This window comes from Bacillus sp. MUM 13, from assembly GCF_001866725.1.
In the GTDB taxonomy this organism is placed as follows: Bacteria; Bacillota; Bacilli; order Bacillales; family DSM-1321; genus Peribacillus.
This window is the reverse complement of record NZ_MLYQ01000071.1, coordinates 1-24,706: the sequence shown is the minus strand read 5'-3', so window position 1 is coordinate 24,706 and position 24,706 is coordinate 1. Positions and strand designations below refer to the sequence as shown.

General features: G+C 38.6%; 26 protein-coding genes, 1 pseudogene and 1 riboswitch. Of the genes and pseudogenes, 16 read left to right on the top strand and 11 right to left on the bottom strand.

Translation table 11 applies throughout. The features are described 5' to 3' along the window. Window positions 1-56 precede the first annotated feature (56 nt). From BIV59_RS16575 to BIV59_RS16565, 3 genes are all read right to left on the bottom strand, one after another. Window positions 57-386 (bottom strand): hypothetical protein, encoded by a 330-nt coding sequence (locus BIV59_RS16575; RefSeq protein ID WP_071352567.1) that lies wholly within the window; start codon window positions 384-386, stop codon window positions 57-59. A gap of 14 nt (window positions 387-400) precedes the next feature. After that, window positions 401-949, bottom strand: a complete 549-nt coding sequence (locus tag BIV59_RS16570) for a hypothetical protein (protein WP_071352566.1) — start codon at window positions 947-949, stop codon at window positions 401-403. A 65-nt stretch (window positions 950-1,014) separates the two neighbouring features. Then, complete coding sequence (locus tag BIV59_RS16565; RefSeq protein WP_071352565.1) at window positions 1,015-1,677, bottom strand: BMQ_0737 family morphogenetic spore coat protein; 663 nt, start codon at window positions 1,675-1,677, stop codon at window positions 1,015-1,017. 184 nt (window positions 1,678-1,861) lie between these two features. Here BIV59_RS16565 and BIV59_RS16560 point away from each other — a divergent pair, with 184 nt between their 5' ends. Further along, the gene (locus BIV59_RS16560; RefSeq protein WP_071352564.1) at window positions 1,862-5,740 is read left to right on the top strand and encodes a hypothetical protein; all 3,879 of its coding nucleotides are present in this window, start codon (window positions 1,862-1,864) and stop codon (window positions 5,738-5,740) included. A gap of 86 nt (window positions 5,741-5,826) precedes the next feature. On the opposite strand, the gene BIV59_RS16555 is transcribed toward BIV59_RS16560, so the two are convergent. Next, the gene (locus tag BIV59_RS16555) at window positions 5,827-6,879 is read right to left on the bottom strand and encodes a lactonase family protein (RefSeq protein ID WP_071352563.1); all 1,053 of its coding nucleotides are present in this window, start codon (window positions 6,877-6,879) and stop codon (window positions 5,827-5,829) included. Window positions 6,880-7,123: 244 nt separating this feature from the next. On the opposite strand from BIV59_RS16555, the gene BIV59_RS16550 reads away from it, so the two are divergent. Together BIV59_RS16550 and BIV59_RS16545 are read left to right on the top strand one after the other, a co-directional pair. Further along, window positions 7,124-8,368, top strand: coding sequence for a YeeE/YedE family protein (locus tag BIV59_RS16550; RefSeq protein WP_071352562.1), 1,245 nt, complete (start codon window positions 7,124-7,126; stop codon window positions 8,366-8,368). Between the two features lie 357 nt (window positions 8,369-8,725). After that, window positions 8,726-9,097 carry a hypothetical protein gene (locus BIV59_RS16545; RefSeq protein ID WP_071352561.1) on the top strand — a complete coding sequence of 124 codons (372 nt, stop codon included), beginning with the start codon at window positions 8,726-8,728 and terminating at the stop codon, window positions 9,095-9,097. A gap of 57 nt (window positions 9,098-9,154) precedes the next feature. Here the strand turns inward: BIV59_RS16545 and BIV59_RS22920 are convergent. From BIV59_RS22920 to BIV59_RS16535, 3 genes and pseudogenes are all read right to left on the bottom strand, one after another. After that, window positions 9,155-9,396, bottom strand: a pseudogene (locus tag BIV59_RS22920) (transposase); the annotation flags it as partial. Beyond that, window positions 9,306-9,554, bottom strand: a complete 249-nt coding sequence (locus tag BIV59_RS16540) for a transposase (RefSeq protein ID WP_071352560.1) — start codon at window positions 9,552-9,554, stop codon at window positions 9,306-9,308. The gene BIV59_RS16540 and the pseudogene BIV59_RS22920, both read right to left, overlap by 91 nt. 80 nt (window positions 9,555-9,634) lie before the next feature. Continuing rightward, entirely contained in the window at window positions 9,635-10,852 is a 1,218-nt protein-coding gene (locus BIV59_RS16535; RefSeq protein ID WP_071352559.1) for an MFS transporter, read from the bottom strand. 234 nt (window positions 10,853-11,086) lie between these two features. On the opposite strand from BIV59_RS16535, the gene BIV59_RS16530 reads away from it, so the two are divergent. Together BIV59_RS16530 and BIV59_RS16525 are read left to right on the top strand one after the other, a co-directional pair. After that, complete coding sequence (locus BIV59_RS16530; protein ID WP_071352558.1) at window positions 11,087-12,031, top strand: phosphotransferase; 945 nt, start codon at window positions 11,087-11,089, stop codon at window positions 12,029-12,031. A 220-nt stretch (window positions 12,032-12,251) separates the two neighbouring features. Continuing rightward, window positions 12,252-12,974 (top strand): CBS domain-containing protein, encoded by a 723-nt coding sequence (locus BIV59_RS16525; RefSeq protein ID WP_071352557.1) that lies wholly within the window; start codon window positions 12,252-12,254, stop codon window positions 12,972-12,974. 207 nt (window positions 12,975-13,181) lie between these two features. Here BIV59_RS16525 and BIV59_RS16520 read toward each other — a convergent pair whose 3' ends face one another. The 3 genes from BIV59_RS16520 to BIV59_RS16510 all read right to left on the bottom strand — a co-directional run bounded on the left by BIV59_RS16520 (window position 13,182) and on the right by BIV59_RS16510 (window position 15,255). Beyond that, window positions 13,182-13,802 carry an LrgB family protein gene (locus BIV59_RS16520; protein WP_240501929.1) on the bottom strand — a complete coding sequence of 207 codons (621 nt, stop codon included), beginning with the start codon at window positions 13,800-13,802 and terminating at the stop codon, window positions 13,182-13,184. 83 nt (window positions 13,803-13,885) lie between these two features. Then, window positions 13,886-14,254, bottom strand: a complete 369-nt coding sequence (locus BIV59_RS16515; RefSeq protein ID WP_071352555.1) for a CidA/LrgA family protein — start codon at window positions 14,252-14,254, stop codon at window positions 13,886-13,888. Window positions 14,255-14,373: 119 nt separating this feature from the next. After that, the gene (locus tag BIV59_RS16510; protein ID WP_071352554.1) at window positions 14,374-15,255 is read right to left on the bottom strand and encodes a LysR family transcriptional regulator; all 882 of its coding nucleotides are present in this window, start codon (window positions 15,253-15,255) and stop codon (window positions 14,374-14,376) included. Between the two features lie 460 nt (window positions 15,256-15,715). Next, window positions 15,716-15,759: riboswitch (PreQ1 riboswitch) on the top strand. A 34-nt stretch (window positions 15,760-15,793) separates the two neighbouring features. Here BIV59_RS16510 and queC point away from each other — a divergent pair. From queC to BIV59_RS16465, 11 genes are all read left to right on the top strand, one after another. Beyond that, the gene (gene queC / locus BIV59_RS16505; protein ID WP_139194394.1) at window positions 15,794-16,474 is read left to right on the top strand and encodes a 7-cyano-7-deazaguanine synthase QueC; all 681 of its coding nucleotides are present in this window, start codon (window positions 15,794-15,796) and stop codon (window positions 16,472-16,474) included. A 4-nt stretch (window positions 16,475-16,478) separates the two neighbouring features. Then, on the top strand, window positions 16,479-16,958 hold the full coding sequence (gene queD, locus BIV59_RS16500; RefSeq protein WP_071352552.1) for a 6-carboxytetrahydropterin synthase QueD: 480 nt from the start codon (window positions 16,479-16,481) through the stop codon (window positions 16,956-16,958). After that, the gene (gene queE / locus BIV59_RS16495; protein ID WP_071352551.1) at window positions 16,951-17,679 is read left to right on the top strand and encodes a 7-carboxy-7-deazaguanine synthase QueE; all 729 of its coding nucleotides are present in this window, start codon (window positions 16,951-16,953) and stop codon (window positions 17,677-17,679) included. The genes queD and queE overlap by 8 nt, the downstream gene beginning before the upstream one ends. A gap of 335 nt (window positions 17,680-18,014) precedes the next feature. Continuing rightward, entirely contained in the window at window positions 18,015-18,419 is a 405-nt protein-coding gene (locus tag BIV59_RS16490; RefSeq protein ID WP_071352550.1) for a hypothetical protein, read from the top strand. Between the two features lie 197 nt (window positions 18,420-18,616). Further along, window positions 18,617-19,345 carry an amino acid ABC transporter ATP-binding protein gene (locus BIV59_RS16485; protein ID WP_071352549.1) on the top strand — a complete coding sequence of 243 codons (729 nt, stop codon included), beginning with the start codon at window positions 18,617-18,619 and terminating at the stop codon, window positions 19,343-19,345. Window positions 19,346-19,360: 15 nt separating this feature from the next. Continuing rightward, the gene (locus tag BIV59_RS16480; RefSeq protein WP_071352548.1) at window positions 19,361-20,170 is read left to right on the top strand and encodes a transporter substrate-binding domain-containing protein; all 810 of its coding nucleotides are present in this window, start codon (window positions 19,361-19,363) and stop codon (window positions 20,168-20,170) included. A 102-nt stretch (window positions 20,171-20,272) separates the two neighbouring features. Beyond that, window positions 20,273-20,875: an amino acid ABC transporter permease gene (locus BIV59_RS16475; RefSeq protein ID WP_071352568.1), complete on the top strand. Its 603-nt coding sequence runs from the start codon at window positions 20,273-20,275 to the stop codon at window positions 20,873-20,875. Window positions 20,876-20,888: 13 nt separating this feature from the next. Next, window positions 20,889-21,539: an amino acid ABC transporter permease gene (locus BIV59_RS16470; protein WP_071352547.1), complete on the top strand. Its 651-nt coding sequence runs from the start codon at window positions 20,889-20,891 to the stop codon at window positions 21,537-21,539. Between the two features lie 406 nt (window positions 21,540-21,945). Beyond that, window positions 21,946-22,122 (top strand): DUF3934 family protein, encoded by a 177-nt coding sequence (locus tag BIV59_RS22915; protein WP_083392224.1) that lies wholly within the window; start codon window positions 21,946-21,948, stop codon window positions 22,120-22,122. A 246-nt stretch (window positions 22,123-22,368) separates the two neighbouring features. Next, entirely contained in the window at window positions 22,369-22,512 is a 144-nt protein-coding gene (locus BIV59_RS23770) for a hypothetical protein (RefSeq protein ID WP_170846179.1), read from the top strand. A 498-nt stretch (window positions 22,513-23,010) separates the two neighbouring features. Beyond that, on the top strand, window positions 23,011-23,514 hold the full coding sequence (locus BIV59_RS16465) for a DUF1648 domain-containing protein (RefSeq protein WP_071352546.1): 504 nt from the start codon (window positions 23,011-23,013) through the stop codon (window positions 23,512-23,514). A 57-nt stretch (window positions 23,515-23,571) separates the two neighbouring features. Here BIV59_RS16465 and BIV59_RS16460 read toward each other — a convergent pair whose 3' ends face one another. Continuing rightward, entirely contained in the window at window positions 23,572-24,549 is a 978-nt protein-coding gene (locus BIV59_RS16460) for a cation diffusion facilitator family transporter (RefSeq protein WP_071352545.1), read from the bottom strand. Between the last annotated feature and the right edge of the window lie 157 nt (window positions 24,550-24,706).

The window sequence follows — 24,706 nt, the reverse complement described above, 5'->3', positions numbered from 1 at the left end:
TAAGTTTTTCAGTGGCCTCGCATGGGAGGCTGTAATTTCTTTAGTTTTTTATTGTCCTAATTTTCCTCCGCAGTTTCTAAATATTGCAGTATTTTGTTATAAAAACCCCGGTTTTCTTTTTGGATCTGGCTGATGGAATGCATTAGTTCTTTTAGTTTCTGAGAAGCTGCAGCATTGTCATCCGAATTTTTCCCGGGAATATTCACATCTTCTTGGAGAAGCAGATATAGTAACGCGTATGCGGCCGTGCCATTATCAATATTAATAATGGTTTGCCCTTGTTTATTTTTATCTTCAACTTCCCGTTTTTGTATCTTTTTTTCCATTTGCTGTTTAAGCAGCAGTTCCACCATATCTTTGATCTCTTTATTGTCTGCAGCTGCCAAAATAAGCCCTCCTTTTAGTAGCTGATGCTGATTGTATTTAAGGAAGGTATGCCTTTAGGCATATCCTTATGGTAAATAAAACCTTCAATATTTATGTAGCCCGGCTGTCCGGCCTGAAATCGGACTTGGAAATTTGGAAAAGAGAGGAGTTGGTATGCTGGCAGTATGTCTTGTTTTTCAGGTTTGAAAATATATTCATTCGAGGGATCACTGTTTTCATTTTCAATTCTCCGCCAAATGAAAGGCTCATTTTTATTTAATTGCTTTTGGTGAAAGTATTTTCCTGTAAAGTCGTAGTGATGAGAAGCCGTTATTTTCAACAATATTACTGGAGAGTGAAGCGGGCCCGAGGATAAATTTGAATAATGAAAGTTTCCAATGATTGTATGGACTCTGTTTTCATTGGATTCCAGGACTGAAGAAAAAGTGAAATAGGAGATAGGCTGGACGTCTGGGAAATGTTTTGGTTTATTAAGCAAACCAGCAAGTTTTTTCTGAAACTCTGCTGTTTCTCTTTGCAGTTCATTTATCTTACTCTCCAGCTTTAAAATGAGATCATACATTCAAACCACCTGCCCAAAAAGAATAAAGAGAGGAATAGTCCTCTCTTTTACTTTATGCAGCACAATTAGTTATCATGACCAGGGAACAACACAGGGCACTGCGGTGGAATAGCTGGCGTTGGACATTGTTCGGATAAAATGTCACGCGGCTGGCAGAATTCCGCTTTAACTTCAATTGTTACATCAGCTACAGCTTGAACGCTTTGGCAAGTAGTAAGTGTAAGATCGATACTTGTCAAAGTTGGTGTTGGTCCAGCTGTACAATTTAATCTGACTGCACATTCCAAGTCTGAAATTCTTACTGCAAGCCTTGTGCCATCTGGCGCACACAAGAACAGTGATTCAGGAATTTCAATAGCGATAGGTTTGGATACGTCAACAAATGGAGTAGTACCTAGAATACCTTTAAATTCGATAGCCACAAAGAACGTCTTCAGAAAAGTTACTCTTTCTAAAGTAACTAAAGCTCCATCTATTACAAATGTCCGTTCCTCTCTGTCTCCTGGTTCTAATACTGTAACTTCAGCATTAGGAGGAAGCGGATTTCCTTCAGCATCCACTAAAAATACCCGTGTAGATAGGCTGGAAGCAGCACACACATTAATATCTAAACCTAATGCTGCCGCTAAAATGTTTTGACTTCTTGTATTCTGCAAAATTACCCAATCATAAACTTTTTCTGCGTTAATGCATAATAGCTCTTCGATGGGCTGAGGAGAGTAACTCATGTAATCGACTCCTTATTCAAATTTTATTGTACAGTACAAAGTATGTATGCCTACCCTGTCTCGTAACGGTACAAATGACCATATTTTTTGGCAAATGTTTTTTATTTATTGGAACCCTTTTATAGTCACCAGCCGGGCATATGGGCATAAAATAGCCTACAGAAACGGTCACGGAGGTTTTGCTATGGTTAATTTTAACGAAGAGAATACTTTTTCTAATGTACTCATACAGCTTCAGCGCTATAAAAAAATGGTTAAAAGCTACCGCGAAAACGATGTAACACAGGATTATCTGGATATAAAGGAAAAGATGGACCTATTGCGAAAAGAACAGGAAAAGGAAAGAGCTTTGTATTTAGAAATAAAAGAAATCAACCAGCAGCAGAATCTACAATTAGAAGAAATTAAAAATCAATACTCTGTTTTGGATAAAGAGCATTCAGCTTTTAAAAACAGGTTTTATGAACAGGAAAAAAACAAAGGGGAACTTCTGAACCTGTATAATGAAGAGAAACAAAAACATGAAGCACTGAAAAAGGAATTATCTTTTTTACAAACTGGAGAACAAAAAACAAAACAAGAAGCTGACGATATAAGAAGGCTATATAAATCACAAAAGAGTGAGATAGAAGAATTGCATAAAACGGTTAGAATAGTCTCGGAGAAACTCGAAAAAACACTACAAAAATTACAAGATAAAGAGAAGCAAATAGATTTTATGAAAAATTCTGCTGATGAACAGCTGAAATTTAAAGATTCCTATTATGATGCTGAGAAACAGCTTCAAGATTTAAAACAGGATTTTGAGACCAGAATTGCAGAATTGAAAGCATCTTATCAAGAAAAAGAGACTGAAAATGAAGAATTGTTCCAAATAATTCATAATCTCAAGCAGCAGCTAATAGATGAAAGCCATGAGAAAAGCGAGCTGAAAAAGGCTTTGCAGACTAAAAATGAGGCTTTTGATGAAGAAGTAAAGAAACTGCAAGAAGTACAAAAGGAGTATCAGTTTCAAACCAATACGCTCGCTGAAATGACCGCTTCCCATCAAGAGAAAATATCCGAAAATGAAGAACTGATCCAAACTAATTCTTCGCTCCAGCAGCAGCTTTCTGATGAAAGCAAGGAGAAAAGCGAGCTGAAAGAAGCTTTACAGGCTGCAAATGAGGCATTAGAGGACGAAGCCAAGAGATTGAAGGAAGCGCTTGAAGAGTATCAGTTTCAAACCAATACGCTCGCTGAAATGACCGCTTCCCATCAAGAGAAAATTTTTGAAAACGAAGAACTGATCCAAACTAATTCTTCGCTCCAGCAGCAGCTTTCTGATGAATATCAGGAGAAAAGCGATCTGAAAGAAGCTTTACAGGCTGCAAATGAGGCATTAGAGGACGAATCCAAGAGATTGAAAGAAGCGCTTGAAGAGTATCGGTTTCAAACCTATACTCTCGCTGAAATGACCGCTTCCTATCAAGAGAAAATTTCCGAAAATGAAGAACTGATCCAAACAAATTCTTCGCTCCAGCAGCAGCTTTCTGATGAAAGCAAGGAGAAAAGCGAGCTGAAAGAGGCTTTACAGGCTGCAAATGAGGCATTAGAGGACGAAGCCAAGAGATTGAAAGAAGCGCTTGAAGAGTATCAGTTTCAAACCAATACGCTCGCTGAAATGACCGCTTCCCATCAAGAGAAAATATCCGAAAATGAAGAACTGATCCAAACAAATTTTGCGCTCCAGCAGCAGCTTTCTGATGAAAGCCAGGAGAAAAGCGAGCTGAAAGAAGCTTTACAGGCTGCAAATGAGGCATTAGAGGACGAAGCCAAGAGATTGGAAAAAGCGCTTGAAGAGTATCAGTTTCAAACCAATACGCTCGCTGAAATGTCTGCCTCTCATCAAGAGCAAATTTTGGAAAACGAAGAACTGATTCAAACAAATTTTTCGCTCCAGCAGCAGCTTTCTGATGAAAGCCAGGAGAAAAGCGAGCTGAAAGAAGCTTTACAGGCTGCAAATGAGGCATTAGAGGACGAAGCCAAGAGATTGGAAAAAGCGCTTGAAGAGCATCAGTTTCAAACCAATATGCTCGCTAAAGTTACTGCTTCTTATCAAATGAAAATTTTGGAAAATGAAGATTATCTGCAAACAATCGACCTCCTTGAGCAAAAAATTTTAGATAAAAGTCAAGAAGAAAGCGTCCTGAAAGAAGCTTTACAGGAGGCAAATGAGGCATTAGTCAAGGAAGCGAAGAGATTGGAAGAAATGGAGAAGGAACATCAGATTAATTTAAATACCCTTGCTGAAGTGACCGCTTCCTATCAGCAGATAATTTCTGAAAGTGAAGATCAGCAACAAACAATTCATCTCCTTGAGCAGCAGCTTTCAGATGAAAATCAGGTGAAAAGTGAACTGAAAAAGGCTTTGCAGGCAGCAAACGATTCTTTAGTTGAAGAGGCTAACAGGCTGGAAGAAATGGAGAAGGAACATCAGATTAATTTAAATGCCCTCGCTGAAATGACCGCTGCTTACCAGCAAAAAATTTCTGAGAATGAAGATCTATTTCAATCAATCCATCTCCTTGAGCAGCAGCTTTCAGATGAAAATGAGGTGAAAAGTGAACTGAAAAAGGCTTTGCAGGCCGCAAATAATTCCTTAGTTGAAGAGGCTAACAGGCTGGAAGTGATGGAAAAAGAACACCAAATCCAAACAGCAAGACTCGCTGAAATGACTGCTTCATATGACCAGATAATTTCTGAAAGTGAAGATCAACAACAAAGAATCCATTTCCTTGAGCAGCAGCTTTCAGATGAATGTCAGGAGAAAAGTAAACTGAAAGAGGCTTTGCAGGCAGCAAACGATTCCTTAGTTGAAGAGGCTAACAGGCTGGAAGTGATGGAAAAAGAACACCAAATTCAAACAGCAAGACTCGCTGAAATGACTGCTTCATATGACCAGATAATTTCTGATAGTGAAGATCAGCAACAAAGAATCCATTTCCTTGAGCAGCAGCTCTCCGATAAAAGTCAGGAAAAAAGCGAACTGGAAGATGCTTTGCAGGCAGCAAACGATTCCTTAGCTGAAGAGGCTAACAGGCTGGATGAAATGGAGAAGGAATATCAGATTAATTTAAATGCCCTCGCTGAAATGACCGCTGCTTACCAGCAAAAAATTTCTGAGAAGGAAGATCTATTTCAATCAATCCATCTCCTTGAGCAAAAGCTTTCAGATGAAAATCAGGAGAAAAGTGAACTGAAAGAGGCTTTGCAGGCAGCAAATGAGGCATTAGTCACAGAAGCTAAGAGATTGGAAGAGATGGAGAAGGAGCACCAAATCCAAACAGAAAGACTCGCTGAAATGACTGCTTCATATGAGCAGAAAATCTCTAAAAATGAAGAACTGCTCCAAACAATCCAACATCTAAAGGAGCAGATTTTAGATGAAAAACAAGAGAAAAATGAGCTGAAAAAGGCTTTGCACAATGTAAACAACGCGTTCGCAAGGGAAGCAAAGATCATGGAAAATCTGCAAGAGGAATACCAATTGAAAACAAATATGCTAACTGATATGAATGCATCTTATCAGCAGACATTAACTAAAAATGAGGAACAGCTCCATTTCATTGACCAAATTAAACGGCAGCTGGAGGAGATTGCTCTTGAAAATAGTCATCTAAAATCAGCTTTGCATAGTGCCAACGAAGCTTTTAATGGTGAAGCAAAAGAATTGAGGGAACTCCAACAGCAGTATCGGCTTAAAACAAATGAACTAGCTGAAATAAAAACTTCATATCAAAGTCAATGTTTGAAGAATGAAGAACATACAAAAATGATTCTGGAGCTTAAACAGGAAATATCACGTTTAAATGAGCCGCATGTGGAGGAAAGTGAAGAGGAACATGAAATTGAAGAAGTGGCTCTAATGGCAGCTGGAGTCACTGAGCATGGAATTAACGGGGGAAGAACACCTCTGGATTTAATCCGATTTTCACAGCAGAACATAAAACCACAGCAGCAAGAAGCACAGCGTGTCACATTCCGGGATATACAGGGAAGGAAGCAGCAAAAAGAAAAATGAACCGATAAGAAATTTCCTTCATTCTTTTAACAGAAGATATTAATCGCCCCCTGCTGGTATCAAATCCGGCAGGGGGCATTGTTTTTTTACTGATTCAGAAATTTCACACAAACTGGATAAGGAACAGCCACATCAGATTGCAACAGCTTCAGCTTGCCTGTCTGTTCATTTCTGCTATATAAGACAAGATTTCCAGTTTCCTGGTTGGAAGCTACAATGTATTTGCCAGATGGATCAATAACAAAATCCCTAGGCCAGTTTCCTTCTGTGGAAGTATACTCAACGAGCTCAAGCAGACCTGTATCCTGATCGATGCTGAAAACCGCAATACTGTCATGTCCACGGTTTCCTGCATAAACAAATTTTCCGTCTGGCGAGATATGGATAGCACTGCCTTGGGAATTTTCTTTAAAATCGCCAGGGATGGCAAAAATATACTGCTGCTCCGTAAAGCTGCCATCAGCGGAATTATAGGCAAGAGCAATCACTTCGTTTGAGAGCTCAGTCATCACATAGGCAAATTTTCCATTAGGATGGAATCCAATATGCCTTGGACCGCTTCCCGCATGTACGGTAAGAGTGCTCGCCTCAGTTAATTCTGCATCCTTCACTTCATATGTAATGATTTTATCTGTACCTAAATCTATAGCTACAATATATTTTTCGTCAGGAGTGAAGCCAGAAAAATGGGCATGTGATTTATCCTGGCGATCTTTATTAGGGCCAGATCCTTTATGTTCAATCAATGATACGGCAGCATTCACTTTTCCAGTTTCAGGATCTACTTTAAAAGACTGTACGGTTCCCTGATGATAGTATGCAAGAGCTGCTGTCTCATTGCTGCTGTCAACACTCACATAACAAGGAGATCCGCCGGGAAAAAGCTGTTTGTTGATTTCACTTAGTTCTCCAGTTTCGCCATTAATTGAATAAGCTGCAATTCCGCCTTGATCACCCTGTTTGGCTACAGAATAAAGATATTTATTGTTGCTGCTTACAGTTACATATGTAGGATTTTCAAGTTGGGCTGCAACTTTTACATCACTGATTTTTTCATTTTCAGTATCCAAAGTAAAGGAATAAATTCCTTTGCTGTCTCCTTTGGTGTAGGTTCCAACATATCCAGTGAACTTTGTCATGTTAATTCCTCCAGTTTCAGATTTAATTTATTTTACCACAAGCCGCTAATAAAACTATAGGATAAGGCTTATTTGTGTTGAAGCGGAAATTTCTTATAAGAGTTTTAACGGTGAAATCTGCTGGGGAATTCATACGTTGCCTCTTTATTTTCGAGCAAACCACTTTACATAGACAACGAAACATATTACCTTTAGATAAGCATTGAATAATCCGACTAAACTCATAGGATAAGGAGTGAACATAATGGAAAATAGATATTCATCTTGGGGCCACCATGCAACAACAAGAGTTGCTCCCCTGAATCCTGTTCAAATTCCGTTTGTAATCGGCGGATTAATAGCAGCCGTTGTTTTGTTAATTTGTATTGTAAGAACTGCAAATTGGACACAGGGAGTTCTTTTTATCATCGGTTTAGCTTTAGGGGCAACATTGCTGCATGCCCGATTTGGGTTTACCTCCGCATTCCGCAGGCTTATGTCAGTAGGAAATGTCCAGGGTTTGCAGGCGCATATGCTTATGCTGGCTGTTTCCTCTACTTTATTTGCCATTATATTAAGCACAGGTTTTTCATTTACTGGATTAAAACCGGCAGGCTATGTTTCTCCAGTAGGCATTAGTGTTGTATTTGGCGCTTTTCTTTTCGGTATAGGCATGCAGCTTGGAGGCGGGTGTGCATCAGGGACCCTGTATTCAGTTGGCGGAGGGTCTTCCTCAATGATCCTGACTCTGCTGGCTTTTATCGGCGGTTCGGTTCTGGGAGCATATCATTTTAAATTTTGGATGCAGGATACACCATCATTTCCACCCATTTCGCTTGCTGAATCGACAAGTCTCGGTTATTTTGGAGCTTGGCTGGTTCAGATAATCGCTTTTGCATGTATCTACTGGATCACAATAAAAATTGCAAAAAAGAAAAATCCTCCTGCCATGAAGCCATTGCCGACCATGTTTGGCTGGAAAAAAATACTGCGGGGATCGTGGCCGCTTTATACCGCTGCGATTATTTTAGCTTTATTGAATGCCCTGACTTTAACCATAAGGGGTAATCCGTGGGGGATAACATCCGCTTTTGCACTATGGGGCGGGAAGTTTTTACTGTCAATGGGGCTGGATGTATCCTCCTGGAGTTATTTCTCGGGAGCAAACGGGGCAGCGCTTTCCCATACAGTTCTTGCTGATTCTACCAGTGTCATGAATTTTGGCATCATTTTAGGTGCATTTGTTTCAGCAGCTTCGCAAGGAACATTCAAGCCAGGCAGAATAAGGCCAGGTGTGGCATTAGCTTCAATCATCGGCGGCCTTATGATGGGCTATGGCTCCCGTCTTGCATTCGGGTGCAATATCGGGGCATACTTCGGAGGTATTGCTTCATTTAGCCTGCATGGCTGGGTATGGATGATAATGGCAATGCTCGGAACTTCATGCGCATTATTTATAAGGCCATTGTTCGGGTTAAGCAATCCTAAGCCCAATGACTCTGTTTGTTAAATACGCATCTAAGATAAATGCCTGGCAGTATATGAAAGAGTGAGTCAGTTATAAGGCTATTATGCAAATCACAGGTATGAAGTAATAAAACGGAACCGCTTGCGGGGTCCGTTTTATTTACTTCATAGAACATTGCTGATTATAGCAAGGGCCGATTAATTACCGGGAAATGAGTATGAAAGCGAAACAGGTGAGGACCAGCCAACGCCCCTTACTTCCCAAGCTTCTGAAGGGTAAGTCATCAGCCAAATTTAAAAGTGTCTTTGACCTGTAAAAAGATTCTGGATTAAATTTGTTTATAGTTATTGCTTCTATTATAATGATAAACGATAAATATAATATGGAAGAGTGAAATCTATGTATGATTCTATGATTAAATCAATAAATGCCTCTGAACTTCCCGAAGTAGATATACTAATAAAAAATCTTCGTTCAAAGCTTCCTAAAGTCTATAACGGAAAAAACGCCGCAGAATTTGCTGACGCATTCAGAGAAGTCCTGAAAATAGGTATTGCCATGGATTATAAAACCATGATGCTTTATTTGCCTTCCAGGCCTAAGCTGAGCCAAAACTTAGTTGCTCATTTTCAAAATATTAACAAATCCATTGCTACCAGATCAGGAAACAAGGACTGGTTCCATGATTTGTTTGCCTTGTTCATTGCACTGCCTGGTATTCTCTCTTTATCATGGGATGAAATTGAAAAGCATGTTGTATCTCTAAATTAATTCATAAAAAAATGCCGCCAGTGAAGTGACCCCTAAAAGTTAGACACGGTTATTTCATTAGGCAGCTTGTGTGAAATGGGTTCGGTATTGTACCGGACTCATTTTTAATTTTGCCTTAATCCGTTTTGTATTATAGTAATTGATTGTTGTAATTCTATTTTAAAATGATCAACACTCTCAAACTCCTTCAAGTAGAGGAGTTCAGATTTCATAATTCCAAAGAAATTCTCCATGACAGAGTTGTCGTAACAGTTTCCCTTTCGAGACATACTTTGGACGATCCCTCTTGATTCAAGAGCGTGAAAGCGTCTTCGCCATTGTATTCATATTGTTTTATCCATTTAAGAATGGCTTGATGATTAGTCCCTAAAGATTTGGCTATTTCATGTGAACTCTCATTCCCGTTTAGATAACGATTGACCGCTTGTAATTTATCATGGGCAGTAAATTTAACCATATAAAAACTGCACCTCCAACTGTTAGATCGTGTCTAACAATTGGGGTTCAGTTCACAGATCAACATCTGCCGGCATTTTTTTATGTAATGGAATGATCAGCCAGCCGATGATTTCGATGGATAACCGTATAAAGTATAATTCCTGCTATCAGCAGAAGGGTGCTTGTTGAGATAAAAACAGCAGAAAAACCGAAATATCCGGCAATAGAACCGCCCATAACAGGTCCTATCATATTACCAAGAAATCTGAGGCTGGTGTTGTAGCCAAGAACCTCACCCTGCATTGAAATTGGCGCTTCCTGGCGGATATATGCTATTCGGACTGGAATTATCCCGCCAATCGCAATTCCGAGTGCAAAGCGGACTGCCACTAGCTCCCATAGGTTTGTTACAAACGCACCCGGGAAGTAAACGATGGTGGATATAAAAAGCAGGAGGACAAGAATTTTTATATAACCGTACCGGTCACCGATTTTACCCCAATAAGTAGCCATTAATAAATTCCCAAGTCCCGCTGCAGAAAAGGCGATTCCCGAGTAAAAAGCGAGATCGGTTTTACCATGCAGCTCCCTCACGTAAAGAGAAAGGATAGGCTGAATGCTGAAGTGCGCTATCTGTACAAGCGCAGAAATAAGCAAAACAGTTAATAAAACAGGATTCTTTACTATATGGGAAATCACTTCTTTACTGGAATACCTTACAGATCTGCTTTCTTTGCTTTCTACTTTGAATTCTTTAGTAGCGAATACCAATAGAGCAGATATGAAAATGGATATTGATGTCCATTTAAATGTTGTCGAGTAGCCTAAAGAGTCAGCCATCAAGCCTCCAAGCATAGGACCAAGCAAAGACCCGGTAATGCTCCCTGTCTGTAAGGTGCCCAGGACACGCCCTGCAATCTCTTTAGGTGTTTGTGTGGATATGAAAGCTTGAGACATGGAAACAAAACCCGTAAAAAAGCCAGTGAGCATTCGCAAGACAAAAAGCTGCCACACAGATGTAACAAATCCCATTAAAAATATGGAGAGTCCCATTCCGAAGGCACAAAATATAAGGATTTTCTTTCTGCCTAATCTGTCGCCGATTCTTCCCCAGATTGGAGATACCAAAAAGGCAGTGACAAAAGTTACGCCAAATGTCAGCCCTGATGAGTGCTGAATATATTTTTCTGAATAATGGCCAAAGGTTCCGATATAGAGAGAAAGAAAAGGAAGAACCATGGTCGTGCTGCCGCCAATGAAAAAGTTGGCAAACCACATAATAACCAGATTCCGTCTGGCATGCTGTAATTTTTCCATCTATTCACTTCTTTCTGATTTTCGATTTCCGTAATATATATAGACTATTATTTCGTTACTCTAAATATTAGTATAAAACTATTTAACAAAGAAAGAAATAATTTTGTACCTTTCTTTTTAGATGCCTCACGGGGCACACATAATTCCCGGTTTCAGGTGCATATATCCATTCATTCCATAAGATTATTCAATGGTATAATATTAAACACATTCATTTACTTTTCGGGAGGGACCATGAAAACATTTTTTGACTATATTGAATCAAGCGGGAAATTAGACAATGGTAAAATAACAAAGAGAGAAAAAATTTATCAGGGAATGAACGGGAAGTATGTTGAAAGATTTTACATAGAAGATGGCCAAAGTTATATCTTTAAACCATTGACCAATACAGAGCAGCTTGGTAAGGAAATATGGGCGCAAGAGAGGATTTTATTAAATTTACCACTCTTCTATCCTAAAATCTTGGCGCACAGCACATCAAATGATCCTGAGAAAAGCTGGATCATTCTTGAGGATATGGGGCCGCTGCTCCATGTTTTTGAAAAAAATATCCTTGCAGAAGTTGTTCAGCTTATGGTCCAGTGGCACTCTTTTCCTGTCGGAGAACTAGCAGAAATACCTGTCAAAGGTCCAAAGCCAGGTATCGAATATATCTCAAAAGCAGTAATGAAAAAAAAGGAAGAGATACTGGATCTTATGAAAGGCTACTATATTTCCGCAGATCTGCTTCATAAGTTTTTCACAAAGTTAGAAGAAACAGTGTTTAATGATGAAATGGTGCTTTCACATGGAGATTTGCATCTTGGCAATTATGCAAAAACAAAGACTTCTATAGTTGTTCTGGATTGGGAACATGTTCACCTGAATTACAGGCATTGGGACTTGTATCATTTAATTGATATGTCTCATCCTGTTTTCCCTAAAAATACATCGAGTGAACTGAGAGAAGATATTCTAAATATGTATTGCAAGCTTGCAAACCAGCAGGGAGCTGCCATAGAACAAGAAAGTTTCTTTAAAGAATATTTTGTTTTCTCCTCTGTTTTTTCAATTTGGATGATTCTTTTGATTTCTTCGGATTTATTAATGGAGAATTCAAAATGGCCTAAAAATCAATTGCACAGCCAGCTTAATGAATCCTTGAGCTCGCTGGCACAATGCTTAAATAAAATATAATAGTCAGGTGCAGCTGCCCCAGTGAATGAATTTTTCATTCTGCTTATTTAAAGTTATCGTGAACAGGGCTATCAAAATATTTACATAAAGAATCAATGACAATAATAAATAATGTATACAATGATGTTTTGTTCAAGAAAGATATTTTTTGATAATGCAAGTTACTAAATCACTTTTTTGGGGAAATAACAAAATAAAAAGGATTTAGGGAGCGATTGACATGACTTCAGAAACTCAAACAAGCCAATCTGAAAGGTTTGAAACAGCATTTAACAGGTTACATAAATCCCTTATGCATAATGTGAAAAATGCAAGAAGCGATAAATTCACCGATCTTGTTTATAAAGGGAAGAGCCACGCGTTAATTCGTTTCTATGAACATGATTTGTGTCAATTTGCCAAGCTTCGCAATGCCATTGTCCATGAAAAAATTGAAGAAGGCTATTATATAGCCGAACCGCATATAGATATTGTCGAGAAAATTGAGAGCATGGCCGATGAATTCGAAAAACCTCAATCAGCACTTTCGATTGCAACTAAACCTGTTTACTATTTTTATGAAGATGATAAATTATCTGAAGTACTTGTGCTTATCCGTAAACATTCACACTCACGTTTTCCTGTTTACGATTCAAATGACTGCTATCTTTGGCTGCTTACTTCTGCAGAAATTGTAAAATGGATGGCGGATCACTTTTCTGAAACCAGCCTTGATCTAAATAGCATAAAAATTAAAGATATCCATTCTAAGCGTTTCAGGCATCACGTTGAATTTACATCACAGAACAGCACAGTGCTTGATGTGGAGGATATTTTTGAAGAATATCAGCGCAGAAATCAAAAACTTGAAGCTGTGCTGATTACCAAAAATGGAAAGCCATCCGAAAAACCAAATGGTATTATTACTACTTTGGATCTCCTGGAGGCAGAAATAAGCGAGTAGCCAATTAAAAAAACGTCAGGATAAGGTACCGGCTCCCGAAAATCAAGTGTGCAAATCTGCCTTTTCGGCAACCGCCTAACGAGGCGTTTTTCCTTGCTTAAAAGTCCAAGAACAAAGATGACTGTAGCTCCTAACTACAACAAGCTTGTTTACCAAAGCAAAGGCGAAGCATATACAATATATGCTTCGCCTTTTTAAAATTCGATATTAAACACCAGAAGTAAGCTTAGCTGCATGAATCAACATAGGAATAAGGGAATCTCCCATTAATAGAGTAATCCACGCAGCAAAAATCATGGCAAGGGTTGAAAAAGTACCTTCCTGTTCTCCGTATTCCATTGCCTTGCTGGTTCCAACTCCATGGGCGCTCATTCCAAATGCCAATCCTCTGGCAATTGGTGATTCAATAGATAGCCATTTAATAGCAGAAGGGCCAATAATTCCTCCCATTATTCCTGTAACGATTACAAATACAGTAGTTAATGCCGGCAGGCCGCCAATTTCCTTGGAGACCTCTATGGCAATTGGAGTAGTAATTGACCGGGGAAGAATGCTGATAATTAAGTCTGGTGCCATTCTCAAAAGCTTAGAGAAGGCGAAGGATGACAAAATGGCAACTATTACACCTGTAGTAATGCTTGTAATAATGATGCCAAGGTTTTTTTTAAGCAGCGCCCTATGCTTATAAATCGGAATGGCAAAAGCAACAGTCGCCGGACCGAGCAAATGAGAAAGCAATCTTGCTGAATGAATATACTGTGTTCCAGATACATGCAGGCAGCTGATCAGGGCAATCAATGCAAGCGGGCTGATCAAAAGAGGATGCATAAAAAAGTATGATCTTCTTTTATATATTTTTTTTGAAATCATGTAAATGACATAAGTTATTAAGGTGAAAAAGACCATGGAAATTATGATGCTTCACTTCTTTTCTTATTAGATATTTTTTCTGCAGTAAACGCCGTAGCGCCCATTACGATAAAGGTGCTGACGCCAATAAGCAGGAGGGCCTTAATACCCTGTAAGCTCAGGATTTCATCATAATTCACAATACCGACAGCAGAAGGAATAAAAAAGAGGAGCAATTCAGCAAGGAGCCAATTTCCGCCTTTTTCAATCCATTCAAGCTTAATTATTTTCAGCATCAATGCGGCAAATAACAAAATTAAACCGATCATTGAAGCAGGAACTGGTATATGAATAAAATGTTTAATTCCTGCACCTAGATAAAGGAAAATATGCAGAATTAATATTTGAATAATGATAGTAATAAGTTTCATTTTTCAGCACTCCTAAATAATAAAAAGAAGCGATATTTCGCTCCTCTTGTTAAAACTATATTACTATCATAATTATCATAAGTAAAATACATATTTAACATAATGAATATAACTTATAGTTATATGGTCATACTGGCCACCATAAAGTCGATGAAAGTCCTGCCAGCAATTGAAATGTATTTTTCTTTTTTGGTAATCAGAGCAAGATTCCAGGGAGAGACAGGGACAAGCTTAATAATTTTAATGTTTTTTTGATCAGCGCGTCTGCAGATTGAATCAGGAAGAATAGAAATCCCAAGATTAGCCCCTACCATTTCTGACATGAAATCCCACTGAGAGCTTTTAAAAAGTATTTTGGGTTCAAAGCCTTGCTGAATAAACTTTTTTCTCATGATTTCGTATAAGGCAAATTCTTCACTATAAAATATAAAGTCTTCCCCGTTTAATTCCTTTAAATGAACTGTATCGCGTTCTGCAAAACGATGCTCGGGGTGAACCAGCAATTTTAACTCATCGTAGACAATGGGGTGTATGCTGAAAACTTCTTCATTAACAGGCAATACAGCCACGCCCATTTCAAATTCTCCTTCTTCAACACTCTTTACAACTCTCGCAGCTCCATATTCTGTTATATTGATTTTAATATTAGGATACAAACGGTGAAAATTGGCCATCACTTTCGGGAAATACAGGCTGCCTACTATCGGCGGAACCCCTATATTAATTTCTCCCCTAGCCAAATGTGTCATATCATTTAAAGTTGTATGCATTTCATTTACTTGGGAAATAATTCTTTGTGCATACTCATATACTACCTGACCGGCATCGGTCAGCTCGCTTACTTTATTTGAACGCAAGATAAGCGGCATACCAAGTTCTTCTTCTAGACCTTTTATCATCTTACTGAGTGCCGGCTGTGAAATATGAAGAGTCTGTGAGGCTTTTGTTATGCTATTTTGTTTGGCTACTTCATAAAAATACTTTAATTGGCGAAAATCCATAAAAACACTCCTTCTTCTTTATTATAAGTAACAATCATGTAAAAAACCCTTATCAGATATACAGGCACATTTTTTCTGCAAAAACGTCTCTTTTCTTGTAGATTGTTTTTTTTAATGAGTTCTTCGGGCGATCACAGTTTGGAATCAGAGATTAGAAGGAAAAATGCCGAACTTCTGCGGGATTAGCGGGACAGGTGAGATGCAGGCAGAGCTTGGGATGCTCATTGCCCTCCCGCGGAAAGCAGGCATCCCGGAACGGAAATAAGCCAGCTTGTTCCATATTAATAAAGTTAACGAAAACTGCTTTAATAATGAAAGCATGTGATATTTCTCGGGAAAGCGCAAATAACGGCAAGACTCGTGAAAAGATGCAAAGAAGCATTCGTTTTAACTTGCGGTTTTTTTGAATTATGCTAAAATAATTCGAGTACAGTTAAACTTGATAAAAATCCGTTTAATAACGGTAGAGGTTGTTAGCTACCCTCTCAAAAAAACTAAGGAAAAACAGGTGTGCTTTCTTTAGCATTCCTGTTTTTTCATGTTAAAGGAGATTTATAGGATGAAAAAAGAAAAAGCCATAATTGTATTCAGCGGCGGACAGGATAGTACAACCTGCCTATTTTGGGCCAAGCAGCAGTTTGAAGAAGTTATAGCGGTAACTTTCGATTATAACCAAAGGCACAGCCTTGAAATACAATGTGCAAAGGATATTGCCAATGAACTCGGCATAAAGCATCATATCCTTGATATGTCACTATTAAATCAGCTTGCTCCAAACGCGCTGACCAGAAACGATATTGACGTAAAAGAAGGAGAAGACGGTGAATTGCCTTCTACATTTGTACCAGGAAGGAATTTAGTTTTTATTTCTTTTGCCGCCATCCTGGCACGGCAGCTTGGCGCCAGACACATTGTCACAGGTGTTTGTGAGACCGACTTCAGCGGATATCCGGATTGCCGCGATATATTTATTAAATCATTGAATGTATCGCTGAATCTTTCTATGGATGATTCTTTCGTCATACATACGCCGCTCATGTGGATTGATAAAGCGGAGACATGGAAAATGGCAGATGAACTAGGGGCACTTGACTTTGTCAGAAACAAAACATTAACCTGCTATAACGGCATCATAGCAATGGGGTGCGGTGAATGCCCGGCATGCTTATTGCGCAAAAAAGGGCTTGACGATTATCTCATGTCCCGAAAGGAAGCGTGACGCTATGACAGGTTTCAAAATTGTTGAAAAGCTTCAAAAAATAAATGAAGATATCCATAAAGAACAGCTTAAGTATCATCATAAAAGAGTGCTTGTCAGCAAGGAATTCACTTTTGACGCTGCACACCATTTACATTGCTATGAAGGGAAATGCAAGAACCTCCATGGACATACCTATAAGGCAATATTCGGGATCAGCGGCTATACGGATGATACAGGGTTAATGATTGATTTCGGTGAAATTAAGCAAATCTGGAAAAATGAAATTGAAATACATCTTGATCACCGATACTTGAATGACACCTTGCCATTGATGAACACGACAGCTGAAAACATTGTTGTTTGGATGTATGAAATGATGAGTGAATACTTAAAAAAAGACCTCAAATGGACAGAAGCTGGAGTAAGATTGGAATTCGTAAGGCTTTTTGAAACTCCTACTTCGTATGCTGAAGCAAGAAGGGAGTGGATGGAGGTTGAGTAAAATACCAGTAATGGAAATTTTCGGGCCAACCATACAGGGAGAAGGCATGGTAATAGGCCAAAAAACTATGTTTGTAAGAACGGCAGGCTGTGATTATTCCTGTGCCTGGTGCGACTCATCATTTACCTGGGATGGATCAGGCAAACAGGATATCAGACAGATGTCAGCAGAAGAAGTTTGGGAAGAGCTCCAAACTTTAGGCGGCAGCGGCTTTTCTTATGTTACGATTTCCGGTGGCAATCCGGCCCTTTTGAAAAATCTCAGCACCCTCATAGAACTGTTGAACACGCATTCAGTGAAAGTTTGTTTAGAGACACAGGGAAGCAAATGGCAGGATTGGTTTTATGACATTGATGAACTGACTCTTTCTCCAAAACCGCCAAGCTCGAAAATGGAAACAAATTTTACAATTCTGGATGAAATCATAAAAAACCTGAGAAACAATAAAAAAGGGAAAAGCTTCAGTATCAAAGTTGTTGTATTCGATGAATTGGATTACGAATATGCACTAACCGTTTACAAGCGATATCAAGGAGTACCCTTTTACCTTCAGGTAGGAAATCCGGATATCTCAACAGCTGATAATACAGAGCTTACCATAATGCTGCTTAAACATTACGAGGAACTTATCGATAAGGTTATGGCAGATGGCCGATTTACAGATATAAAAATACTTCCTCAGCTGCACACTTATATTTGGGGAAACAAACGGGGGGTATAACCATCTCCCTCGTTCAAAACAAAAAAAGTATTTTTTCCTGTTAGGCATGCTTATCACATGCCTAAGTGCTCCAGCGGGCAATAGATCTAATATTTTACGGAATCAGTGCCGGAGCTGAGGAAAATATCCATGCAATAGCAAATTCCAGCTGCACTATAAAAAGCACTTTTCTTATCCATAGTACACCAAAGCCTGGCAGACATTATGTCTGCCAGGCTTTATTTATGAGTTATAATCCTAAGACATGTTTTTTTTACATAAACCATTTAAAATAGGGCTATGGCACCTTATGAAGGAATGAGTCTTCGAATATAGATAATGGAGGCGGAAGAATAATGATAAAAAATATTATTTTGAAAAATGAATCTGAGGTTTATAAAATTATGCAGGATTTGATAGAAAGAGCTTATGTGGAGGCCAGTGAAGAAAAGCTATTGTTGTGCATGGAATGCGGGGATGTTGATTTTTATATTGCACTTGCCCACAATGAAGAACTTCAAGATGCCATAAAAGAAAATTTTGAGGTTGATGAGTACGGAGAAGTCCTGGATGAAGAAAAATACCGGAAAATGCTTGATGATCTGCAGGATAATTTTCTCGAAATGCATATAAAAAGCGGACTGTTTGATTACTATCCCGCGGGAGAATATGATGTAGCAGGAGAAAAACGGCAATCAGAAACAGATATCATTGCCCCTAAAGGAAAATTTTCTGCTCCATTTGAAGATGCTGCATTATAAAAGCAATTAATAAAAAAGGAGCATCTTGACAGATGTTCCTTTTTTTACAATTTCAGACAATCATTTGACTTCTTTCCACATTTCAGTATATATTTTTTATATAACGTTATATGTCAGAAAATTTACAAAAGTATTTCTATTCATTATAATGTAAATTTTCTGGTACATAAAATTTGAAAAGAAAGGAGAGATGCTCATTGATTGAATTTTCAGGGGTGAATAAGTTTTTCGGCAATTTTCATGTCTTAAAAGATATTGACCTTAAAATATCTAAAGGAGAAGTAGTTGTCGTTATCGGACCATCCGGTTCCGGAAAAAGCACTATGCTCCGCTGCATTAATCGTTTAGAAAGCATATCAGATGGTGTTCTGACTGTAAACGGCATATCTGTTGCAGATAAAAAATCAGATATCAATAAACTCCGCCGCAACATCGGGATGGTCTTCCAGCACTTCCACCTATACCCGCATAAAACCGTACTTGAAAATATCACAATAGCACCCATGAAGGTATTAGGCCTGTCAGAAAAGGAAGCAAGAGAAACTGCGCAAAAATATCTGAAAAAAGTAGGGATTTTGGATAAGGCAGATTCCTATCCATCGCAGCTTTCCGGAGGACAGCAGCAGCGTGTCGCCATAGCCAGGGGACTCGCCATGAATCCCGAGATTATGCTGTTTGACGAACCTACTTCAGCACTTGATCCAGAAAGCATAGGCGAAGTGCTGGATGTTATGAAAACATTAGCTAATGAAGGGATGACAATGGTTGTAGTAACGCACGAAATGGGTTTTGCAAAGGAAGTTGCTGACCGCATCGTATTTATGGACCATGGTCAGATTTTGGAAATGGCTGCTCCGGATCAATTTTTTGGAAATCCCCGCGAGCAAAGGGCACAGCTATTTTTAAGCCGTATTTTAAATCATTAAACAGGAGGTAATAGTATGCTGAATCCTAAAAAAATATTTAAACTGGCTCTGCTATCAATGATGGCTGCACTAATATTGGCAGGCTGCGGAGGTGAAAAAACAACTGGTGATGGAAAAGGCAAAGATGTGCTGGCGCAAATCAAGGACCGCGGCAAAATCATTGTCGGAGTAAAGAATGATACACGTTTATTCGGATTAAAGAACCCTAGCACAGGCAAGGTTGAAGGTTTTGATATTGATATTGCACGAGCGCTTGCCAAAGAAATCCTTGGAGATGAAAATAAAGTGCAATTCAAGGAAGTAACCTCAAAAACGAGAATGCCCCTTCTTCAAAATGGCGATATTGATGCCATTATAGCGACGATGACCATCACTGATGAACGGAAAAAAGAAGTGGATTTTACCGATGTTTATTTTGATGCAGGACAGTCATTGCTTGTAAAAAAAGGGAGCAAGATTACAGGAATCCAGGATTTGAAAAAAGGGACAAAGGTTTTAGCAGTTAAAGGCTCTACTTCGGCAATCAATATCAGGGAAAAGGCTCCGGATACCACCGTCCTTGAATTTGAGAACTACTCTGAAGCGTTTGCCGCATTAAAGTCCAAACAAGGTGATGCTTTGACTACCGATGATGCTATTCTTTATGGAATGGTAGATGAAGATCCTTCCTACGAACTGGTAGGAGGCACATTTACAAAAGAACCTTATGGAATTGCCGTGAAAAAAGGAAACAAAAAACTAGTGGATGAACTTAATAAAGCACTAAAGAAATTAAAGGATTCCGGAAAATATCAGGAAATACATGATAAATGGATAAAAAACTAACTGATCTGCTTTGATTGCTGCCTGACAGGAGGGGCAGCCCTCCTGTTAGTGCAAGAGGAGAGGATTTACTTGAATTTCAGCTTGTTGACAAATAATCTTGATATGTTTCTGGAAGGATTTAAAAACACTGTCTATGCAAGTCTAATCGCGCTTGCGGCCAGCCTCCTTTTAGGTACCGTCCTCGCGGTCATGAGGATTGCTCCATTCAAGCCATTAAATTGGCTTGGAACTATCTACGTTGAATTTATTCGGAACATTCCGCTGCTTGTCATTACGATTTTTATCTTTCTTGTTTTTAAGCTCAGCGGACTATATGCAGGAATTTTAGGATTGACCATTTACACAGCATCCTTTGTGGCAGAAGCCATCAGGGCAGGCATCATGTCAGTTCCTCAGGGCCAAATGGAAGCTGCCCGCTCATCTGGCCTTTCTTATGGCCAGGCAATGAGGATCATCATTTTGCCTCAAGCCTTCAAGATTGTAATTCCGCCACTGGGAAACCAGTTTATTAATCTTGTCAAGAACACTTCCATCATTTCCCTGGTTGCAGGAGCAGATTTAATGTATCAGGGTGATTTGATTTCCTCCCGCACCTTCGTAGTGTTTGATGTGTATATCTTTGTCGCCATGTTTTATTTAATCCTAACTATTCCTTTGAGCCTTGGTGTGGGATATTTGGAAAAACGCCTGGCTAGAAGCAATTGAAGGGAGGAGCCTATTGGACTTTCTAGGAGCTTATACACCGGATCATTTAAAATTTTTGCTGCAGGGTTTTGGAGTTACCCTTGAAGCAGCTTTCATTTCTATAGCATTAAGCTTTATTTTTGGAGCACTTATTGGGATAGGAAGATACGCAAAAATTCCATTTTTCTCCCACCTTCTTGGCGTACTGGTAGAAATCATCCGGAACCTGCCGCTGCTTCTTATCATTTTTTTCACATACTTTGCTCTTCCAGAAGTGAATATTAAACTCGAGATCCTGCCGGCTGCAATTGTCGCTCTCACTATTTTTGAATCAGCCATGCTTTCAGAAATCATCCGCAGCGGATTGAATTCCATTGATAAAGGACAAATAGAAGCAGCTCGTTCTTCGGGCCTGAATTATGTCCAGACATTATGGCACATCATTTTGCCTCAGGCATTAAAAAGAATGATACCGCCCATTGTTAGCCAGTTTATTTCTCTTTTAAAAGATACTTCACTTGCAGTCAGTATCTCCCTGCCAGAGCTCCTGCATAATGGGCAGATCATTTATAGCCAAAAGATGTCATATCTTGGCCCCATTTTTATACTGATTGCCTTCATGTATTTTATTGTGAATTTCGCCCTATCCCGGGTTGCTTATAGATTAGAAGCCAAACGGGTGTAAGAGGGAGAAGGAATGCCTAATATACGATGAAAATTAATATGTAAATGTAAAAGCCTTGCCGGCAACCGGCAAGGCTTTTACATTTCTTCTAGTGGTGAATAATAAAAAATGTCCTTTATCTATTTGAGTGATATAAAACCAGTGCAGGTTTCTGTATTTACAGATTGGTCAATCCGCCCAAATATAGGGGGAAAAGCTTATTTCCAAACATCAATAGCTGTAAGAAAAGATGGAACTCAGTGAAGTCCTGTGTAGTCTTGCGCCTGTGAGTTTCATAGACAAGTTTACAGAGCTATTATTAAATAAGTATGATATGGTATATATTACTGCGCCAAAAAGATATTAAAGATACTTGGGTGTACAAACATCTAAGAAGTCAGGTGTACAATAATAATGGAGTGATTATATGAGTAAAGCAAAAAGTAAAGGCGGAACTGGCAGAGGTACTGGCAAGAAAGGGTGGACCCGCTGGAAATCCAAGGCCAATAAAGCTAAAAGCGCTAAGCCGTATACAAGCAAAAACGTTAAAAATCAGACTGGCAACAAACCCGCCGGGAATGATATTGATGATAATACCGAATGAATCATTAATTTTACACAAAAGACCAGAACTGCCAAAAGGCAGTTCTGGTCTTTTGCTATTTAAATGCTGGCTCTGCTGACACCCGTAAAAAAAATGAAGAATTGTTAATAAACTTAACTTCACCCTCAGGGGGCAGCTGCACGCCTAATTAAGTGAATAAAAACCGTGAAAATTCATACTTCCTTTTGAAAATTCTGCACCGAACAGGCTTGTTACTGAATAAATTATTAAAGGAGGGAGATCCCAATGGAAAAAGAAGACAAAAACAATGAAAACCGATGTCATACAGAAAATATCAATATAAAAACCTTCAATCGGAATGGCGGGGAAGATGCAGTCACCGATGGATCTGGAGATTATGTAGAACAGCTGTTTTCAGCAGGCGCTTAAATTCACATTGTGCACTAAGAACATTTTACTTGCTATACAAAAGGATCGATTATTTCGATCTTTTTGTATAGCAAGTTTAAATTAAACCATATTCTCTTCTAGCTTCCCGTTTTCCCCCGGAGTTTTGCAATCAAGGCTTACAAAACACTTAGTTAATAACAATCCTGCTCTTAAAAACAAACTAATGAAATATATTAATAACAAAATGTATTACATACATTGGATTTAATAGATATTTTGCTGCGGCCCTGCGATATTTATTTTGAAACAAAGAAGACTTTTAACTGCTTTCATATACAGCAATTAATCTGTCAATCAATGCTGCTGTAGAACTTTTACATAAACCGATGTGTAATCACAAAAGAGGAACTTATCTAATGTATGCCGAATGAATTAGAGAAATGGTTTTTAATAGGACGACTTACCTGGAATTTTGTCAGGTGATAGCTTTAGCTCAATGTATAAATACAGGAGAAACTTTGTAAAGGTGGTTTTTTCGTGAAAACTGTTATGGTCCATCCAAAACTGAAACTTAAGAAAAGCAGTTTAGAAATAATACTTAATATAGTCTCTGTCCTATCAATCATGGCTTTAGCTGTTTATATTGTGATAATGTGGAATGAGATTCCGCACACCATTCCTATTCATTTTAATACATACGGTGAACCTGATAATCATGGATCAAAAAATGTAATTTGGATTTTTATAGCACTGAATATTGTAATATGGTCCGGCTTTTCACTACTGGAAAGTTTTCCTCACAAATATCATTATTCCTTTCTTACAGAAGATAACACTGAAAAACAATATAAAAATGCCAGGAGCATGCTAAATTGTCTTAAAGCTGAGATTGTCTTGTTTTTTTCTTATGAATCCTGGGAATTTATCCAATTTCCATTAGGGAAATTAGAGAAATTGAGTTCAGGAAGTGTTCTCTTTGCTGTTTTAGTTGTTTTCTTAACACTGATTTTTTTTATTGTACGCTCATTTAAATTGAAATAGGGGATCCAGCTAGAGAAAAAGGCAATGGAATGCACATGCATCCCGCTGCCTTTTTCTCTAGCTATTTTCTTTGGTTTCGTTTTTTTCAGTCCATTGCTTTATACCATCATCTTCATCAAATTCTACAATCACATCTGCAACGCCTTTTTCTTGGCGAATGGCTTCTTCAAGCCGGTCCTTAATAACATCTGCTTTAGCAACTGTAATCAGTGGGTCTACCTCGATTTCTACTTCAACATGAAGGGTTTCTCCTTCTTTTATTACTGAAATATCCTGAATATCCTTTACATCTGGATCATTTATTATCATGTCACCTATCTTTTGCTTCATTTCTTCGTCAGATTCTCCAAGGACACCAGCTGCATTATCCAAAAATACTCTGCCCACAACAATAAACATCATGAGCCCGATTATTACAGAAGCAATACCTTCTGCCTGGTGAAAGGGGGTAAAATGGGATAACAAAATGGAAACAATCGCCAAAATTCCGCCTAGCGTAGCAACTGTATCTTCCATGAAAACAAGCTTTGTAGCGGGTTTCGCTCTTTTTAATGAACCTATGCTTTTAATTAATAACATAACGCCTTTTTCATTAATGCCTGTCTCATGTGCGATTTCCTTGGCTGCTTTGAATAATACAAAGCTTTCCAGAATGACACTTAACAGCAAAACAGATAGGTTAATCAAGAGACCGGTGGATTTAGTAGGGTGAATAATATGATGAAAGCCTTCCTTGACTGTTTCAAATGACATAATTCCTACAATTAAAACGGCACCGAGTAAAACTAAATTTACTAAACGCCCAAATCCATTGGGAAATCGGGGAGTAGGGGCCTTTTTGCTTAGAGCTGAGCCTATAAATACAAAGAACTGATTTGCAGCGTCACCTAAACTATGCAATGTTTCAGCAAACATGGCAACATTACCTGTAAATCCATAAGCAACTCCTTTAATTATGGCAATGACGGTATTCACAATGGCTGCCAAAAATGCTGATTTGTTTCCTTGTTTCAATAAAACAAACAATTCCTTCATTAAATCATTCCTTCCATATACTTGTTCTTTTAAGAGTGCTATAAAATTACCTGCAAGTAAAGCATTGATGTAAAAATAAAATCTTTTGAGAGCAAAGCTTAGTAAAAATAATTAAAGGCAGTATGATACAAGGGGTTGATTTCCGTTCCAGGATGCT

Bases quoted from the DNA above. Each gene is read 5' to 3' on its own strand.
- BIV59_RS16570 (WP_071352566.1), bottom strand. From the start codon at position 949: ATGTATGATCTCATTTTAAAGCTGGAGAGTAAGATAAATGAACTGCAA.
- BIV59_RS16565 (WP_071352565.1), bottom strand. From the start codon at position 1,677: ATGAGTTACTCTCCTCAGCCCATCGAAGAGCTATTATGCATTAACGCA.
- BIV59_RS16560 (WP_071352564.1), top strand. From the start codon at position 1,862: ATGGTTAATTTTAACGAAGAGAATACTTTTTCTAATGTACTCATACAG.
- BIV59_RS16555 (WP_071352563.1), bottom strand. From the start codon at position 6,879: ATGACAAAGTTCACTGGATATGTTGGAACCTACACCAAAGGAGACAGC.
- BIV59_RS16550 (WP_071352562.1), top strand. From the start codon at position 7,124: ATGGAAAATAGATATTCATCTTGGGGCCACCATGCAACAACAAGAGTT.
- BIV59_RS16545 (WP_071352561.1), top strand. From the start codon at position 8,726: ATGTATGATTCTATGATTAAATCAATAAATGCCTCTGAACTTCCCGAA.
- BIV59_RS16540 (WP_071352560.1), bottom strand. From the start codon at position 9,554: ATGGTTAAATTTACTGCCCATGATAAATTACAAGCGGTCAATCGTTAT.
- BIV59_RS16535 (WP_071352559.1), bottom strand. From the start codon at position 10,852: ATGGAAAAATTACAGCATGCCAGACGGAATCTGGTTATTATGTGGTTT.
- BIV59_RS16530 (WP_071352558.1), top strand. From the start codon at position 11,087: ATGAAAACATTTTTTGACTATATTGAATCAAGCGGGAAATTAGACAAT.
- BIV59_RS16525 (WP_071352557.1), top strand. From the start codon at position 12,252: ATGACTTCAGAAACTCAAACAAGCCAATCTGAAAGGTTTGAAACAGCA.
- BIV59_RS16520 (WP_240501929.1), bottom strand. From the start codon at position 13,802: ATGCATCCTCTTTTGATCAGCCCGCTTGCATTGATTGCCCTGATCAGC.
- BIV59_RS16515 (WP_071352555.1), bottom strand. From the start codon at position 14,254: ATGAAACTTATTACTATCATTATTCAAATATTAATTCTGCATATTTTC.
- BIV59_RS16510 (WP_071352554.1), bottom strand. From the start codon at position 15,255: ATGGATTTTCGCCAATTAAAGTATTTTTATGAAGTAGCCAAACAAAAT.
- queC (WP_139194394.1), top strand. From the start codon at position 15,794: ATGTTAAAGGAGATTTATAGGATGAAAAAAGAAAAAGCCATAATTGTA.
- queD (WP_071352552.1), top strand. From the start codon at position 16,479: ATGACAGGTTTCAAAATTGTTGAAAAGCTTCAAAAAATAAATGAAGAT.
- BIV59_RS16490 (WP_071352550.1), top strand. From the start codon at position 18,015: ATGATAAAAAATATTATTTTGAAAAATGAATCTGAGGTTTATAAAATT.
- BIV59_RS16480 (WP_071352548.1), top strand. From the start codon at position 19,361: ATGCTGAATCCTAAAAAAATATTTAAACTGGCTCTGCTATCAATGATG.
- BIV59_RS16475 (WP_071352568.1), top strand. From the start codon at position 20,273: ATGTTTCTGGAAGGATTTAAAAACACTGTCTATGCAAGTCTAATCGCG.
- BIV59_RS22915 (WP_083392224.1), top strand. From the start codon at position 21,946: ATGAGTAAAGCAAAAAGTAAAGGCGGAACTGGCAGAGGTACTGGCAAG.
- BIV59_RS23770 (WP_170846179.1), top strand. From the start codon at position 22,369: ATGGAAAAAGAAGACAAAAACAATGAAAACCGATGTCATACAGAAAAT.
- BIV59_RS16460 (WP_071352545.1), bottom strand. From the start codon at position 24,549: ATGAAGGAATTGTTTGTTTTATTGAAACAAGGAAACAAATCAGCATTT.